The organism is Oceanobacillus sp. FSL K6-3682 (genome assembly GCF_037976165.1).
Lineage (GTDB): Bacteria > Bacillota > Bacilli > Bacillales > Amphibacillaceae > Oceanobacillus > Oceanobacillus sojae.
In genome coordinates this window covers 3,411,499-3,426,385 of the sequence record NZ_CP150263.1, presented here as the reverse complement: position 1 = coordinate 3,426,385, position 14,887 = coordinate 3,411,499, and the positions used below count along the sequence as shown (strand labels likewise).

14 protein-coding genes are annotated in these 14,887 nt (G+C 39.1%); 12 read left to right on the top strand and 2 right to left on the bottom strand.

The features are described 5' to 3' along the window. Positions 1 to 4: 4 nt before the first annotated feature. A complete protein-coding gene (locus tag MHH51_RS16975; protein ID WP_077602036.1) occupies positions 5 to 754 on the bottom strand; it encodes a metal ABC transporter ATP-binding protein in 750 nt (249 codons plus the stop codon). 457 nt (positions 755 to 1,211) lie between these two features. On the opposite strand from MHH51_RS16975, the gene MHH51_RS16970 reads away from it, so the two are divergent. The 3 genes from MHH51_RS16970 (at position 1,212) to MHH51_RS16960 (ending at position 6,679) form a co-directional block, all read left to right on the top strand. Next, positions 1,212 to 3,605 (top strand): 3-hydroxyacyl-CoA dehydrogenase NAD-binding domain-containing protein, encoded by a 2,394-nt coding sequence (locus MHH51_RS16970; RefSeq protein WP_339282579.1) that lies wholly within the window; start codon positions 1,212 to 1,214, stop codon positions 3,603 to 3,605. Between the two features lie 89 nt (positions 3,606 to 3,694). Then, entirely contained in the window at positions 3,695 to 4,870 is a 1,176-nt protein-coding gene (locus tag MHH51_RS16965; protein ID WP_156984834.1) for an acetyl-CoA C-acetyltransferase, read from the top strand. A gap of 24 nt (positions 4,871 to 4,894) precedes the next feature. Beyond that, complete coding sequence (locus MHH51_RS16960) at positions 4,895 to 6,679, top strand: acyl-CoA dehydrogenase family protein (protein WP_339282578.1); 1,785 nt, start codon at positions 4,895 to 4,897, stop codon at positions 6,677 to 6,679. 42 nt (positions 6,680 to 6,721) lie between these two features. Here the strand turns inward: MHH51_RS16960 and MHH51_RS16955 are convergent, their stop codons facing one another. Continuing rightward, complete coding sequence (locus MHH51_RS16955; RefSeq protein ID WP_339282577.1) at positions 6,722 to 7,534, bottom strand: ion transporter; 813 nt, start codon at positions 7,532 to 7,534, stop codon at positions 6,722 to 6,724. Between the two features lie 262 nt (positions 7,535 to 7,796). On the opposite strand from MHH51_RS16955, the gene MHH51_RS16950 reads away from it, so the two are divergent. The 9 genes from MHH51_RS16950 (at position 7,797) to sufU (ending at position 14,855) form a co-directional block, all read left to right on the top strand. Further along, the gene (locus MHH51_RS16950; RefSeq protein ID WP_156984831.1) at positions 7,797 to 8,273 is read left to right on the top strand and encodes a DinB family protein; all 477 of its coding nucleotides are present in this window, start codon (positions 7,797 to 7,799) and stop codon (positions 8,271 to 8,273) included. A gap of 17 nt (positions 8,274 to 8,290) precedes the next feature. Then, on the top strand, positions 8,291 to 8,647 hold the full coding sequence (locus MHH51_RS16945; protein WP_156984830.1) for an arsenate reductase family protein: 357 nt from the start codon (positions 8,291 to 8,293) through the stop codon (positions 8,645 to 8,647). Positions 8,648 to 8,720: 73 nt separating this feature from the next. Next, positions 8,721 to 9,101, top strand: a complete 381-nt coding sequence (gene gcvH / locus MHH51_RS16940) for a glycine cleavage system protein GcvH (protein WP_339282576.1) — start codon at positions 8,721 to 8,723, stop codon at positions 9,099 to 9,101. Between the two features lie 167 nt (positions 9,102 to 9,268). After that, the gene (locus MHH51_RS16935) at positions 9,269 to 9,631 is read left to right on the top strand and encodes a toprim domain-containing protein (protein ID WP_147210342.1); all 363 of its coding nucleotides are present in this window, start codon (positions 9,269 to 9,271) and stop codon (positions 9,629 to 9,631) included. A 110-nt stretch (positions 9,632 to 9,741) separates the two neighbouring features. Continuing rightward, on the top strand, positions 9,742 to 10,062 hold the full coding sequence (locus tag MHH51_RS16930) for a thioredoxin family protein (protein ID WP_147210343.1): 321 nt from the start codon (positions 9,742 to 9,744) through the stop codon (positions 10,060 to 10,062). 1,038 nt (positions 10,063 to 11,100) lie between these two features. Beyond that, on the top strand, positions 11,101 to 11,889 hold the full coding sequence (gene sufC, locus MHH51_RS16925) for a Fe-S cluster assembly ATPase SufC (protein WP_077602046.1): 789 nt from the start codon (positions 11,101 to 11,103) through the stop codon (positions 11,887 to 11,889). Between the two features lie 17 nt (positions 11,890 to 11,906). Continuing rightward, a complete protein-coding gene (gene sufD, locus MHH51_RS16920; protein ID WP_156984828.1) occupies positions 11,907 to 13,217 on the top strand; it encodes a Fe-S cluster assembly protein SufD in 1,311 nt (436 codons plus the stop codon). Next, on the top strand, positions 13,217 to 14,440 hold the full coding sequence (locus MHH51_RS16915) for a cysteine desulfurase (protein ID WP_339282575.1): 1,224 nt from the start codon (positions 13,217 to 13,219) through the stop codon (positions 14,438 to 14,440). Before sufD ends, MHH51_RS16915 begins: the two co-directional genes overlap by 1 nt. Beyond that, on the top strand, positions 14,427 to 14,855 hold the full coding sequence (gene sufU, locus MHH51_RS16910) for a Fe-S cluster assembly sulfur transfer protein SufU (protein ID WP_147210346.1): 429 nt from the start codon (positions 14,427 to 14,429) through the stop codon (positions 14,853 to 14,855). The genes MHH51_RS16915 and sufU overlap by 14 nt, the downstream gene beginning before the upstream one ends. Positions 14,856 to 14,887: the final 32 nt, after the last annotated feature.

The window sequence follows — 14,887 nt, the reverse complement described above, 5'->3', positions numbered from 1 at the left end:
TGAATTAATGCGTAACCAGACTTACCGGGTGACCGTAAATTTGCGAGAAGTCTGCTTCCGTAAGTGACGCATATTCATCAGGGTTACCATGAAAATGCATCGTTTTATTTAAACAAACAATGTCTGTCGCATACTGGGTCATGGTGCCTGTATCGTGCGTTACCAGCAATAATGTTTTTTTGTATTCTGTGTTCAGCTTGTAAAGCAGCTCATAAAATCTTTTCACATTTTCATAGTCAATTCCTACTGTCGGCTCATCTAAAATGATCAGCTCAGGATCACTGACTAAGGCTCTTGCGATAAAGATTCGCTGCTGCTGGCCACCAGACAGGTTTCCAATATTTTGTTTCGTATATTCTGTCATACCAACCTGCGCAATAGCTTCATGAATTTTTTGCTTATCTTTTTTAGATATGAATCTGAAATAACCAAGCTGTGCAGTGAGCCCGGAAGCAACTACTTCATATACTGTTGCAGGAAACCCTTTATTAAATGAGTTTGCTTTTTGTGAGACAAAGCCGATTCTATCTTTATTCCTTAGTTTTTGAATAGGCTGTCCAAAAACCATTATTTCTCCCGTTTCCGGTTTTTCTAAGCCAAGGATCAGCCGGATTAAAGTGGTTTTTCCGCCGCCGTTTGGGCCAACTAGTCCCATGAAAGCTCCATTGGGAATTTCAAAGTTTATATTATCTAAGACTTTACGAGATCCATAATGGAAGTTAATATTTGACATGGACACAACAGGTGTTGTCATCTTATTCCTCCATTCTTATGGTAACAATTTATAATAAAAAGTACTTTATCTATCATATCGCAAGGGACGCTTTTTGTAAATAGGAATGATTACGACTTTTATGAGTGTCTCAAATAAAACATATATTAATATAGAAGAAACCCGGTTTTTATAGGAATATATTCAGTCTGAAAATCAATAAAGTTTGAGAGAAAAAGTGGAACTTTCCTGCAATAAATAACCAATGATCTGTGACAGGATGAGAATGTAATATCTCAGAGGCTGCTGTGAGTCTGTTCTGATTACTAATTTATCCGATGAAATAAAATCATTTTTGAAACCCCTTACAAAAATATTGCAAAAAAATAAATATTCCGTTATAGTATAAGTAATGTGAGATATTCGATGTGCCAATATCTTTATTTTTTGGCTCAAAAATGAATGAGTATTCATTCAAGAAAGTCTGGAGGATCGTGAAATGACATATTCCATTAAACGTGCAGCAGTAATAGGTTCAGGAGTAATGGGTTCTGGTATTGCCGCGCATTTAGCCAATGCGGGTTTATCTGTAACAATGTTTGACAGAGTACCAGATTCCTTGACAGACAAAGAAAAGAAGCAGGGATTTACATTAGAAGATAAAAAGGTCAGGTACAGGATTGTTGAAGAGAGCAAGAAAAAGCTGTTAAAACAAAAGCCGTCGCCAATAACTTCTAAAAAAAGCTTAGAGCTGATTCAGGTTGCTAATTTGGAGGATGATTTAGCGCTTCTGTCAGAAGCAGATTGGATTGTTGAAGTTATTGTAGAGAACCTGGAAGCGAAAAAAGAGCTGTTCAAAAAGGTGGATGCGCACCGCAGGACCGGGGCAATTATAAGCTCTAATACATCAGGAATTTCTGTTGAGGCAATGATTGCAGATTCCTCAGAAGATATGCAGGAGCATTTTTTAGGTACTCACTTTTTTAATCCGCCGCGTTATTTGAAATTATTAGAGGTTATTCCGACCGATAAGACAAGAACAGAAGTACTTTCTTTTATGAAAAACTTTGGAGAAGATGTGTTAGGGAAGGGTGTTGTAGAAGCAAAGGACACACCAAACTTTATTGCAAACAGGATTGGGACCTACGGGCTTTTGGTGACTGTCCAGGAAATGGAGAAACAGGGTCTAAGTGTCGGAGAAGTAGATTCAATTACCGGCCCATTGATCGGCAGACCGAAAAGTGCGACATTCCGGACGTTGGATGTAGTCGGAATAGATACATTTTATCATGTGGCGAACAATGTATACCATCATGTATCCGATCCAAAAGAAAAGGGGATTTTCACTGTTCCCGACTTTTTAAAGCAGATGATTGATAAAGGCTGGATTGGGGCGAAAAGCGGAAAAGGATTTTATGAAAAGAAAAAGGACCGGACGATTGTAGAAATTAATCCGTCAACTTTAGAGTACCAGGAAAGGAAGAAACTAAAAACAGCAGCCGTCGAATTAGCAAAGCAGGAAAAGGGCGTTAAAAGAAAAATGAAAGCGCTTGTAAATAAAAAAGGCGACAAAGCTTCTGATTTTATTTGGTCTATTATTAAGCCGGTGTTATTATATTCTGCTGATTTAGTCGGAGAAATTGCAGATGATGTTGTTTCCATTGATGATGCAATGAAATGGGGCTTCGGCTGGGAATTAGGGCCATTTGAAATATGGGATGCGATTGGTGTAAGTGCTGCTGTGGAACGCATTCAGGATGAAGATACCGCCGTGCCAAGCTGGGTACTTGATATGCTGGAAGAAGGGAATGAAACCTTCTATAAGCAGGAAAAAGGAGATAGTTACTTTTACCATGAAGATGGCTATAAACAAAAGGAAGTAAACAAGAAAGAATTATCCTTAGCAGCAATAAAAGAGCAAAAGGGAGTTATCAAAAAAAATACCGGTGCCAGCCTGATTGATATTGGAGATGGCGTTGCGCTCCTGGAATTCCATTCAAGAAGTAATGCAATCGGACTGGATATTATTCAGATGGTCAATGAATCGATTGAAGAAGTAAATAAAAATTACAAAGGTCTTGTAATTGGAAACCAGGGCAAAAATTTCTGTGTCGGTGCTAATTTAGCGATGATGCTGATGGAAGCACAGGATGATAATATTTTCGAATTAGATCTTGTTATCCGTCAATTTCAAAATATGACGATGAATATTAAGTATTCCGACAAACCGGTAGTTGCTGCACCATTTAATATGACATTAGGCGGCGGTGCGGAAGTATCTCTGCCGGCTGCAGCGATTCAGGCTTCACCAGAAACCTATATGGGGCTTGTCGAATTTGGAGTCGGGCTTATCCCTGGAGGAGGAGGCACAAAGGAGCTTTATTTAAAAGAGCTTAGAAATCTTCCCGAAGGTGTAGATTTTGACTTAACGAAGGTTGCAAATGATGTTTTTGAAAAAGTAGCAACAGCTAAGGTGTCCACCTCTGCTAGAGAAGCTATGGAAAATGGATATCTGAATAAAAATGACCGCATCAGCAGAAATCCGGATCACGTTCTCTACGATGCCAAAAAACGTGTATTATCTTTATTCAACGAAGGATATGAGAAGCCTGTGAGGGAGAAATTTCCGGTTGTCGGAGAAGCGGGCTATGCAGCAATGGTTATGGGAGCAAAATCGCTGCACTATGGCGGATATGCTTCGAAGCATGATTTGAAAATTGCTGAAAGATTAGCCTATGTCTTATCTGGCGGAAGGATAAAGGAAGGTACAGAGATTGATGAACAGGTGATGCTTGATCTGGAAAGAGAAGCATTCTTAAGCCTTATTGCAGAACCGCTGACTCAGCAGAGAATGCAGCATATGCTGGTAAAAGGAAAGCCGTTGCGAAATTAATCTCAAAAGAGATTATTCAAAAAGCCCAATTTATCGAACTTTTTGAACACGTACTTAAAGGGAGCATGCATTTAAAGGAGGGCATATCCGTGAAAGAAGCAGTAATTGTGGCTGGTGCAAGAACACCAGTAGGAAAAGCAAATAAAGGATCATTACGGGATGTAAGGCCAGACGACCTGGCAGCTTTAACTGTAAAAGAAACCTTAAAAAGAGCCGGTAATTATCAAGGGTCAATAGATGATGTGATTATTGGCTGTGCAATGCCGGAAGCAGAACAGGGAATGAATATGGCGCGTAATATTGCCGGTCTGGCTGGGCTAGGTCATGATGTACCGGGAATTACCGTAAACCGCTACTGTGCTTCAGGATTACAAACGATTGCCTACGGTGCCGAACGAATTATGGTCGGTGCTGCTGAGACAATTATTGCTGGCGGTGCAGAATCGATGTCTATGATTCCGATGGGCGGGCATGTTATTAAACCCAACCCGGCCCTGGTTGCAAATGCGCCAGAATACTATATGAACATGGGACATACGGCAGAGGAAGTAGCAAATCGTTTTGACATTTCAAGAGCAGATCAGGATGCTTTTGCAGTAAAGAGTCATGAACGCGCTGCTGCAGCAATGGAGAAAGGTCTGTTTAAGGATGAAATTGTTCCTGTAGAAGTGAAAGAACGTTTTGTAGGAAAAAACAATAAGATTGAAGAAAAATCCTTCTCCTTTGAAATGGATGAGGGAGTCCGTGCAGGAACAAATATAGAGGTTTTAAGCTCACTGCGCCCGGCCTTTCATATAAAAGGCAGCGTTACTGCCGGGAATGCTTCACAAATGAGTGATGGGGCAGCTTCTGTTTTATTAATGGATAGAGAAAAGGCAGAGGCAGAAGGATTAACACCAATTCTAAAATTCCGTTCCTTTGCTGTAGCTGGAGTAGCACCGGAAATTATGGGCGTCGGACCGGTAGAAGCAATTCCAAAGGCAGTAAAAATGGCCGGGTTAGAGTTATCTGATATAGGGTTGTTTGAATTAAATGAAGCTTTTGCATCACAGGCACTGCGGGTTATCAGAGCGTTAGATTTAGATACAGATAAGGTGAATGTAAATGGTGGTGCCATTGCGTTAGGTCACCCGCTGGGCTGTACTGGCACAAAGCTGACAGTCAGCTTAATGCATGAGATGAAGCGGAGAAACGAGCAATTTGGAATAGTAACCATGTGTATCGGCGGCGGTATGGGTGCTGCAGGCGTATTTGAGCTTTTATAAACTACTAGAAAAGGGGTAATAATAATGAGTGAGACAAAAGAAAGATTATTTAAAGGCGGCGGTTTTCTAGTTGAGGATATTTCCGGAGAGGATATCATTACACCAGAGGATTTTACAGATGAACATAGGATGATTGCGAAAACAACAGAAGATTTTGTATTGGGAGAAGTTGTTCCTAAGATTGATCATCTGGAAAATCATGAATTTGACCATTCTGTTAAGCTGCTCAAAAAAGCAGGAGAATTAGGCCTGCTAGGTGCAGATGTCCCAGAAGCATATGGCGGTCTGGCTCTGGATAAAATCAGTTCTTCCTTAATTACAGAGAAGTTTTCCCGTGCAGGAGGATTCTCAATTACCCATGGAGCACATGTTGGAATTGGATCACTGCCAATTGTCTTCTTTGGTAATGAGGAGCAAAAGGAAAAATATTTACCTAAATTAGCTACTGGTGAGTTAATTGCTGCTTACGCATTAACAGAGCCGAGCTCAGGTTCTGATGCACTTGGAGCAAAAGCAACAGCGAAATTGAACGATGCAGGCACACATTATATATTAAATGGAGAGAAGCAATGGATTACCAACTCAGCATTTGCGGATGTCTTTGTCGTATACGCAAAAATTGACGGTGAGCATTTCAGTGCTTTTATTGTTGAAAGAGAGTACCCTGGTGTATCTACAGGGCCGGAAGAAAAGAAAATGGGAATTAAAAGTTCTTCCACAAGAACGCTTGTATTAGAGGATGCGGAAGTTCCTGTAGAAAATCTGTTAGGTGAAAAAGGCCGCGGACATGTGATTGCCTTTAATATTCTGAACGTGGGCCGCTATAAATTGGCTGTCGGCGGAGTAGGAGGATCGAAGCGTGCTTTAGAATTAGCAGCAAAGTATGCGAATGAACGTAAACAATTCCAAACGCCTATTTCAAGCTTCACTTTGACACAGGAAAAATTAGCAACAATAGCATCAAAAATCTATGCAAATGAAAGTGCAGTTTATCGAACCGTGGGGTTATTTGAACAGCGGATGGGTGCATTATCCGACGAACAGCTGCAGGATGGCCGTGAAGTCGCCCGGGCAATCGCTGAGTATCAAATTGAGTGCTCGATGACAAAATATATGGCTACAGAATTACTGGATTATGCAGCAGATGAAGCTGTTCAACTGCATGGCGGGTATGGTTTTATGCAGGAGTATGAAGTGGAGCGTATTTACCGTGATTCACGTATTAATCGTATTTTTGAGGGAACCAATGAAATTAACAGACTTATTGTACCGGGAACGCTTCTGAAAAAAGCTTTAAAAGGTGAACTGCCACTGTTGGAAAAGGCACAGGGGCTGCAGGAAGAATTAATGATGATGATGCCGGAGGAAGTGGGAACAGAAGCTTTAGAACAAGAAAAGTATTTATTAAGAAATGCGAAAAAAATGATTCTGCTGGGTGCTGGTTTAGCAGCACAGAAATATGGCAAAAAATTAGACCGCGAACAAGAAATTCTAATTAAATTAGCTGATATGACAGCGGAAGTATTTAATATGGAGTCTGCTATTCTTCGTACAGAAAAAGCCATTGCTAAGGCTGGACTGGAAAAAGCACATCAAAAGTTAATGTATACAGAAGTCTATGTCCAGGAAGCATTTAACCGGATAGAAGCAGCGGCAAAGGAAATTCTAATTACAGCAGAAGAAGGAGATACATTGCGTATCATGCAGTCCTCTCTGCGTAAGCTTACCAGACATACACCAATCAATACGGTTAAAAAGAAACGTGAAATTGCCGCAAAAATTATTGAGGAAGAAAAATATATTGTTTGATACATCAGAAAGAGGCTGGATATCCAGCCTCTTTTCAACGATTTATTCCTCTGTTGCTTTTTTTTGAACATCCTCTTTTAGTAAAGCTTTAATTTCTTTGAGTTCTTTATCCATCGCTTCCAGCTTTAAATCAGTCGGCGTGGGCTGATTTTCACGATTTGCTTCTTCTACATTATTTACGATTACCCCAACGAATAAATTAATAATGACAAATGCGCCAATAAGGATAAAAGAAATAAAATAGATTAAAGCTATGCTGGTTTCTTCTAAAATAGGATACATCACGCCTGTTGCCCAGGAATCAAGCGTGATAAGCTGAAATAAGGTCAACAAGGTCCGGTGAAGCGATCCAAAATGATCAGGAGCAATGGATTGAAACAACATGGTACCGATAACAGCATAGATGTAAAAGAAAATGGCAAGCAAGATCATAATATTTCCCATTGAAGGAATTGTTAACAGAAGTGCATTCACCATTTTTCTTAATGATGGAATAATGGAAATGGCACGGAGTACCCGGAGTATTCTGAAAATACGCAAGACAATTACATAATTAGAACCGACAAATAGAATGCTGGCTGCTACAATAACAAAATCAAATACATTCCAGGGATTTTTAAAAAAATGAGCAAATGAATAGCTGCCAATAATCCGGATCATAATTTCTACCATAAAAATAATAAGGAGCACAGCATCTATCCAATACAAAGACGCTGCATAGCGCTGATTAATTGCCGGATATGTTTCTAATCCAACAATAATAGCATTCAGTAAAATAAGACCGATAATGATATCTGTAAATATTTTATTTTCTGCGATGGCAGCACATCTATTTTGAAAAGCTTTCCATGTCATTAACGTGTGTCCTTTCTTTAGTACGTATCATTTTTTAAAGAATATTCACATAAATTGAAGTGTCTCAAATAATAGATTCTATTAATCAATGCAAAGACATACCCGTTGTTTATTGTACTAATTTTTAATTGGTTTGTCATTTTGAACTGTGTGATTTCATATGAGAAAATAACCCTCTTAAAAACAATTCAATATATTGGATTAAAGCTGAAGTTTCATGGTACGCTAATAAAAAAGAAATCAAAATATAGGAGGGGCTATCATGTATCGAAGATTAAATGATTTTTTAACAGAATGGTCACAGTCTGCTGATGGAACCAAAGCGGTATTGAAAGCTTTAGAAGATGAAAAACTGGATCAATCTATTGAAGAAGGACATAACAGTCTCGGCTGGCTAGGCTGGCATTTAGTGAACAGTCCTGTATTTTTCATGAGCTTAGTAGGCGTTAATCTCGAGTCTCCTTACGACCCTGATCAAAATCCGGCAAAAGCAAATGAAATTCTGGCAGCATATGAGGATATTTCAAAACGTGTTGTAGAGAAAGCAAAAGAACAACTGTCAGATGAGGCTTTAGTAAATGAAACCGGTGATTTTGGCGGACCTGCTCCAAAAGGAAGTATTCTGCGGATGCTGGTCAGTCATCAGATTCATCACCGCGGTCAAATGACAGTTTTACTTAGACAAGCTGGCTTGAAGGTACCGGGAGTCATGGGGCCGACAAAAGAGGAACAGGAGTAAAGAACGGAGGAATATAAATGACATTATCTTTTTACTGGTATCCCAAGTGCGGTACCTGCCGAAATGCGAAAAAATGGCTGGATGAAAATCAAATCGATTATAAAGCAATTCATATAGTAGAGGAGCCTCCAAGTGAAACCCAAATTCTGGAATTGATGGAGACAAGCGATTTGCCTGCAAAGAAGTTTTTTAATACTAGTGGTAAAAAGTATCGTGAGCTTCACTTAAAGGAAAAAATAAATGATTTATCACCTCAGGAAATGGCGGAGATTTTAGCTTCTGATGGTATGTTAATAAAAAGGCCAATCCTGACAGATGGAAAGAAAGTGACTGCCGGTTTTAATGAAGAAACCTATGAATCTGTTTGGAAGTAAGGTAGGGCTAGAATTTAAACCCGCTTCAATGTATAGTTAAAGAGAAATAATGATGATTTTGGAGGGATACGAAATGAGCTTGCCAGAGGATTATTTATATTCAAAAGAACATGAATGGGTAAAGAAAGAGGATGGAAAAGTTCGTATTGGGATTACAGACTTCGCACAAGATGAGCTTGGAGATATTGTCTTTGTGGAGTTACCGGAAGTCGGTGATTCTTTAGAGCTTGATGAGCCATTTGGAAGTGTAGAATCAGTTAAAACCGTATCCGAGCTATATGCTCCTGTAAGCGGAAAAGTTGTAGAAGTAAATGAAGAGCTGGAAGACAGTCCTGAGCTTGTAAATGAATCACCATACGAAAGAGCATGGATGATCGTTATTGAGGTTGAGGATGATAATGATCTAAGTGAATTATTAGATGCAGAAGCATACCAGGAATTTATAGAAGAATAATATAATTACCTTACGCGCCTATTTTAGAGAATATTCATCTGAAGTTTTCAAAAGGGCTCTAAAAAAGGGTGAAAAGAGCTGACTTTTCCACATTCGTGTATAGTTAGCTCTTTTCTTTTCATATAATATAGAAAAAGCATATTAGTTGCGATAAGGAGTGCAAGACGATGATGGAAGATGATTACAGTAAAGTTATAATCGTTGAAGGGTTATCTGATAAAAAACATATTGAAAAAATTCTTGACGATAATACCATCACCATTGTTTGTACAAATGGAACCATAGGCGTAGAAAGATTTGAGGAACTGTTGGAATATTATCATTTGGATGATACTGATGTATTTATTCTTGTGGACGAGGATGAATCCGGAATGAAACTTCGAAAGCAGCTGGCAAGAGAATTGCCGCATGCAGAGCATATTTATGTAAGCAGTGAATTCAGAGAAGTTGCAGCTACTCCAATGAAGACATTGGCAAGTATTCTGGCTGGCAAGCGAATCGGAATAGACCTCAATTATCTTGCAAAATAATAAGTTTACACGTTAAAATAAAAATAGATTTTATTCATCAAGGAATTTGTTGCAAAGGCTAATATTTCTTCTGATATTCATGAAGAGGAGAAAGATTGAGGGGAATCAACTTGAAACAGTTTAATGAAGCAGAAGTAAGTCATCATCGGCTCATATTATATATTTATACACCATTTTGCGGGACGTGTACGGTAGCACGGGCAATGCTTGAGAATGTGGAAAAAATGCACAAGGAGGATATTTTTTCAGAAATGAATGCTTCCATGCATCCGGAGTTTATGCAGCAGCACAAAATAGAAAGTGTCCCCTGTCTCGTTTTTATGGAAGACGGAGAAGCTGTGGAGAAAGTGTACACATTTAAATCTACAGCAAATATTTATCAGTATTTAATGAGGTATAAACCAGAGCTGTTCACAGCATTAAATAACTAAGCTTTGGAATTTAATGAATAATCACCTTGAACCTTAGTGAGACTGTAGAAAATATGAATGGCAATCTTTGAATCGCATGATAATATGCTGACACTTCATTAATAAAATATGAAAACTCTTATCTGGAGCGGGGAAGAGGTTTGCCTTTTAAAATCGAAGCAGCCTTCAATAATTTAAAAGGTAATTTCTTTAAATAAAATGATGTTATTACAACGTGCCCAGAAGATAAAAAAATGTTGAATAAATTAGTTGGGTACTGTAAACTCAAGAAATTCAAGATTTTATTATCAATAACTATGAAGGTATCACTGTTCTGGCGCCAATCAGCGCATAATAACGAGCATTTTAGAAGAATATTAAGGATATAAGACTTTAGCTATTCGTGAGGAACGATTATCATAAATTATCCGAAAATATAAGTTTAAATCAATTTTGTGCGGGAATCATACCTGTGTTAGCATATTTATTGTGTTAAACAAACCGAAAGGATGATTTATTATTACCACTGAGAATGGTTTAAGCTACACTTCGGAAATGGAAAAAGCTATTGGACAATCGAGAGGCGTCAATTACCAAGAATATGACAGAAGTCTGGAAAAGAAATTAAAAGTAGAAGAACAAAGAGAAAAAGAATATCAAAATGCGAAAATGATCTCATCAGGAGTAGAACTCAGACGTTTGAAATAAAGATAATAAAGAAGTTGGTGTCAAAGGGCATCAGCTTTTTTATATGAAACAAACTTTTGGAAACAGAAGGAAGCCGAGTGGAATATAATAGGTATTTTTTACTGTGTTTTTACAGAAGAAAGTAATCTATTTTTCGGTTTTTTAGATGAAAAATAAAGAGAACAGAAATTTCCGCAAGCAGGCTGAAAAAGGGTTTTTAAATACTCCTTTAACGGTATATTTTGACGCGTCTTATAGACGGATAATAACAGTTGCGAATTAATTTGAAATGCTTTAAGATTGTAATGAGAATAAATTGAGAATGAATATATTATTCATTTCATTTAAAATAAAGTTTTGGAGGTATGATTTATGTCAGGCTCAGTATTAGAAATTAAGAATCTTCATGTATCTATTGAAGACAAAGAGATATTAAAAGGGGTAGACCTAACGGTTAAAGGTGGAGAATTCCATGCAATCATGGGACCAAACGGTACAGGTAAATCCACATTGGCATCTGCAATCATGGGACATCCTAAATACGAAGTAACAGAGGGAACTATCACACTTGATGGGGAAGATGTATTAGAAATGGAAGTAGATGAACGTGCCCGCGCTGGTCTATTTTTAGCAATGCAATACCCAAGTGAAATTAGTGGTGTAACAACTTCTGACTTCCTTCGTTCTGCAATCAATGCAAAACGTGAAGAAGGCGATGAAATTCCATTGATGAAGTTTATCAAAGAACTTGACAAAGATTTAGACTATCTTGATATAGATCAAAATATGGCAACACGTTACCTTAATGAAGGCTTCTCCGGCGGAGAGAAAAAACGTAACGAAATTCTGCAATTAATGCAATTAAAGCCAGATATCGCTATCCTTGATGAAATTGATTCAGGACTTGATATCGATGCACTGAAAGTAGTATCAAAAGGAATCAACAAAATGCGTTCTGATAACTTTGGATGCTTAATTATTACTCACTACCAACGTCTATTAAACTACATTACACCCGACTTTGTTCACGTAATGATGCAGGGCCGTGTTGTAAAATCAGGCGGACCTGAGCTTGCAAAACGCCTTGAAGCAGAAGGCTATGAGTGGATTAAAGAAGAATTAGGAATTGAAGACGAAGAAACTGCAGAACAAAACGCGTAATGTAAGGAGGGGTAATCATGACTGTAGAAACAAAGCTTCCATTCAATCAAGAATATATTCAAGCATTTTCCAAAGATCGCAATGAACCGGGCTGGATGGCTACGCTTCGTTCAAAAGCATTGGAAATGGCTGATTCATTAGACATGCCAAAACCGGATAAAACAAAAATTTCGAACTGGAATTTTACAGACTTCCAGCATTCTTATAAAGAAGCAGCTACAATTGCTTCTCTTGATGAACTGCCTGAAGAGCTGAAAGCATACTTTGATAAAGATGCCAGCATGGAGAACTTATATATTCAACGTAATCAAACTGCGGCATATAACAGTCTTGCACAGGATCTTCAGGATAAAGGCGTTATTTTCACAGATATTTTCACAGCAATTAATGAGCATAGTGAGCTGGTAGAAAAATATTATATGAATGATGCTGTTGCAGTAGATCAGAACCGTTTGACAGCACTTCATGCTGCACTTATGAACGGTGGGGTATTTGTATACGTTCCTAAGAATGTACAAATAGAAGATCCGCTTCAAGCAATCTTCTGGCAGGAGGACACAGACAGTGCACTGTTAAATCATGTGCTTGTTGTAGCAGAAGAAGGAAGCTCTGTGACTTATGTAGAGAACTATATTTCTCATAATGATACAGAAGAGACTGTTGCCAACCTTGTAACAGAAGTATTTGCACATGATAACGCACAGGTTGCTTATGGTGCAGTAGATAACTTTGCGGCAGGTACGACAACATATGTTAATCGTCGCGGAGTAGCTCAACGTGATGCACAAATCAACTGGGCGCTTGGTCAAATGAATGACGGAAATACAATTTCTGAAAATATCACTTACCTGTTAGGGGATAATTCAAATTCAGAAGCAAAAGCTGTTTCGGTTGGACGAGGGAAACAAACACAGAACTTCACATCAAGTATCCGCCAGTTTGGAAAACAAACAGACGCGTATATTTTACAGCGTGGTGTTATGAAGGGTGCAGCGACCACTATTTTTAACGCTATCGGTAAAATTGAGCATGGCGGTACTAAATCGAACTCTGAGCAAGAATCTCGCGTATTAATGCTAAGTGAAAAATCTCGCGGAGATGCCAACCCGATCCTTCTAATTGATGAAGATGACGTAACAGCAGGTCACGCTGCTTCTGTAGGCCGTGTTGACCCATTGCAGATGTATTACCTTATGAGCAGAGGGCTGGAGCAGGAAGAAGCAGAACGATTAGTTATTCATGGTTTCTTAGCACCTGTAGTATCTCAAATTCCAATTGAGTCTGTGCGTAAACAATTAACACAAGTGATTGAAAGGAAAGTTTATTAATGGATGTAAAAGCCATTAAAGAACAATTTCCAATTCTTCAACAGGAAGTGAACGGGCATCCCTTAGTATATTTGGATTCTTCCGCAACCTCACAAAAGCCGGTTCAGGTTATCGAAGCGGTGAGTGATTATTATAGATATAATAATTCCAATGTTCACCGTGGGGTGCATACCCTTGGGTCAAGAGCGACTGATCAGTATGAGGGAGCACGTGAAAAGGTTCGGGAATTTATTAATGCGAAGAGCACAAAAGAAATTATCTTTAACCGGGGCACAACAGCAGGGCTGAACCTGGTAGCATCAAGCTACGCAAGAGCCAATGTCGGCCCGGATGATGAGATAGTGATCACTCCAATGGAGCATCACAGTAATTTGATTCCCTGGCAGCAGGCTGCTAAAGTAACTGGAGCTCGCTTAGTGTATCTGCCGTTACAAGAAGACGGTACAATTTCACTTGATGATGTTAAGAATACAGTAAATGAAAAGACAAAAATCGTTGCAATAACGCATGTTTCCAATGTTCTTGGAACGATTAATCCAATAAAAGAGATCACGGAAATTGCCCATCAGCACCAAGCTGTAATGGTTGTAGATGGAGCACAGGGAGCTCCGCACATCAAGGTGGATGTGCAGGATATAGATTGTGATTTTTATGCTTTTTCAGGTCATAAAATGTGTGCACCGACTGGTATTGGTGCTCTTTATGGCAAGCAGGAGCTTTTAGAAAGTATGGAGCCGATTGAATTTGGCGGAGAGATGATTGATTTTGTGAATCTATATGATTCTACATGGAAGGAGCTGCCTTGGAAATTCGAAGGCGGTACACCTATCATTGCTGGAGCAATTGGGCTTGCAGCAGCAATCGATTTTCTAAATGAAGTCGGTCAGGATGAAATACTGGCTCATGAGACAGAGCTGGCAGCCTATGCGCTGGAGCAAATGCAAACAATCGATGGTATTCAAATTTATGGACCTCGGAAACGGGCAGGGCTGGTGACCTTTAATCTGGATGACGTACATCCGCATGATACTGCGACAGTTCTTGATGCGGAAGGAATCGCTGTCCGGGCCGGTCATCATTGTGCACAGCCTTTAATGAAATGGCTGGATGTGGTTGCAACCGCCAGAGCCAGTTTCTATCTCTATAACACGAAAGAGGATATTGATCTTTTAGTTGCAGGGCTGTTAAAGACAAAGGAGTATTTTGGGAATGGCTTTGAATAACCTCGATACACTTTATAGACAAGTTATTATGGATCATTATAAAAATCCGCGCAACAAAGGAACACTTGAAAAGGATTCTGTGACAGTGGATATGAATAATCCGACCTGCGGTGACCGTATTCAATTGCAGTTAGATATCCAGAATGGGATTGTAAAGGATGCGAAATTCCAGGGAGAAGGATGTTCCATCAGTATGGCATCCGCATCCATGATGACACAGGCGATTAAGGGACTGGAAGTAGAAACGGCACTAAAAATGTCAGAAATGTTCTCTAAAATGATGTTAGGTGAAGATATCGATTCAGAGGATATGGGCGACATCGAGGCACTTCAGGGAGTTTCCCAATTTCCTGCAAGGATTAAATGTGCAACACTTGCATGGAAAGCGATGGAAAAGGGAGTGCACGACGAATAAGACAGAAGTTTTTATTCTGTCAGAGGGAGGTT

Excerpts from the sequence above, each read along its gene's own strand:
- MHH51_RS16975 (WP_077602036.1), bottom strand. The coding sequence starts at position 754 with ATGACAACACCTGTTGTGTCCATGTCAAATATTAACTTCCATTATGGA.
- MHH51_RS16970 (WP_339282579.1), top strand. The coding sequence starts at position 1,212 with ATGACATATTCCATTAAACGTGCAGCAGTAATAGGTTCAGGAGTAATG.
- MHH51_RS16960 (WP_339282578.1), top strand. The coding sequence starts at position 4,895 with ATGAGTGAGACAAAAGAAAGATTATTTAAAGGCGGCGGTTTTCTAGTT.
- MHH51_RS16955 (WP_339282577.1), bottom strand. The coding sequence starts at position 7,534 with ATGACATGGAAAGCTTTTCAAAATAGATGTGCTGCCATCGCAGAAAAT.
- MHH51_RS16950 (WP_156984831.1), top strand. The coding sequence starts at position 7,797 with ATGTATCGAAGATTAAATGATTTTTTAACAGAATGGTCACAGTCTGCT.
- MHH51_RS16945 (WP_156984830.1), top strand. The coding sequence starts at position 8,291 with ATGACATTATCTTTTTACTGGTATCCCAAGTGCGGTACCTGCCGAAAT.
- gcvH (WP_339282576.1), top strand. The coding sequence starts at position 8,721 with ATGAGCTTGCCAGAGGATTATTTATATTCAAAAGAACATGAATGGGTA.
- MHH51_RS16935 (WP_147210342.1), top strand. The coding sequence starts at position 9,269 with ATGATGGAAGATGATTACAGTAAAGTTATAATCGTTGAAGGGTTATCT.
- sufC (WP_077602046.1), top strand. The coding sequence starts at position 11,101 with ATGTCAGGCTCAGTATTAGAAATTAAGAATCTTCATGTATCTATTGAA.
- sufD (WP_156984828.1), top strand. The coding sequence starts at position 11,907 with ATGACTGTAGAAACAAAGCTTCCATTCAATCAAGAATATATTCAAGCA.
- MHH51_RS16915 (WP_339282575.1), top strand. The coding sequence starts at position 13,217 with ATGGATGTAAAAGCCATTAAAGAACAATTTCCAATTCTTCAACAGGAA.
- sufU (WP_147210346.1), top strand. The coding sequence starts at position 14,427 with ATGGCTTTGAATAACCTCGATACACTTTATAGACAAGTTATTATGGAT.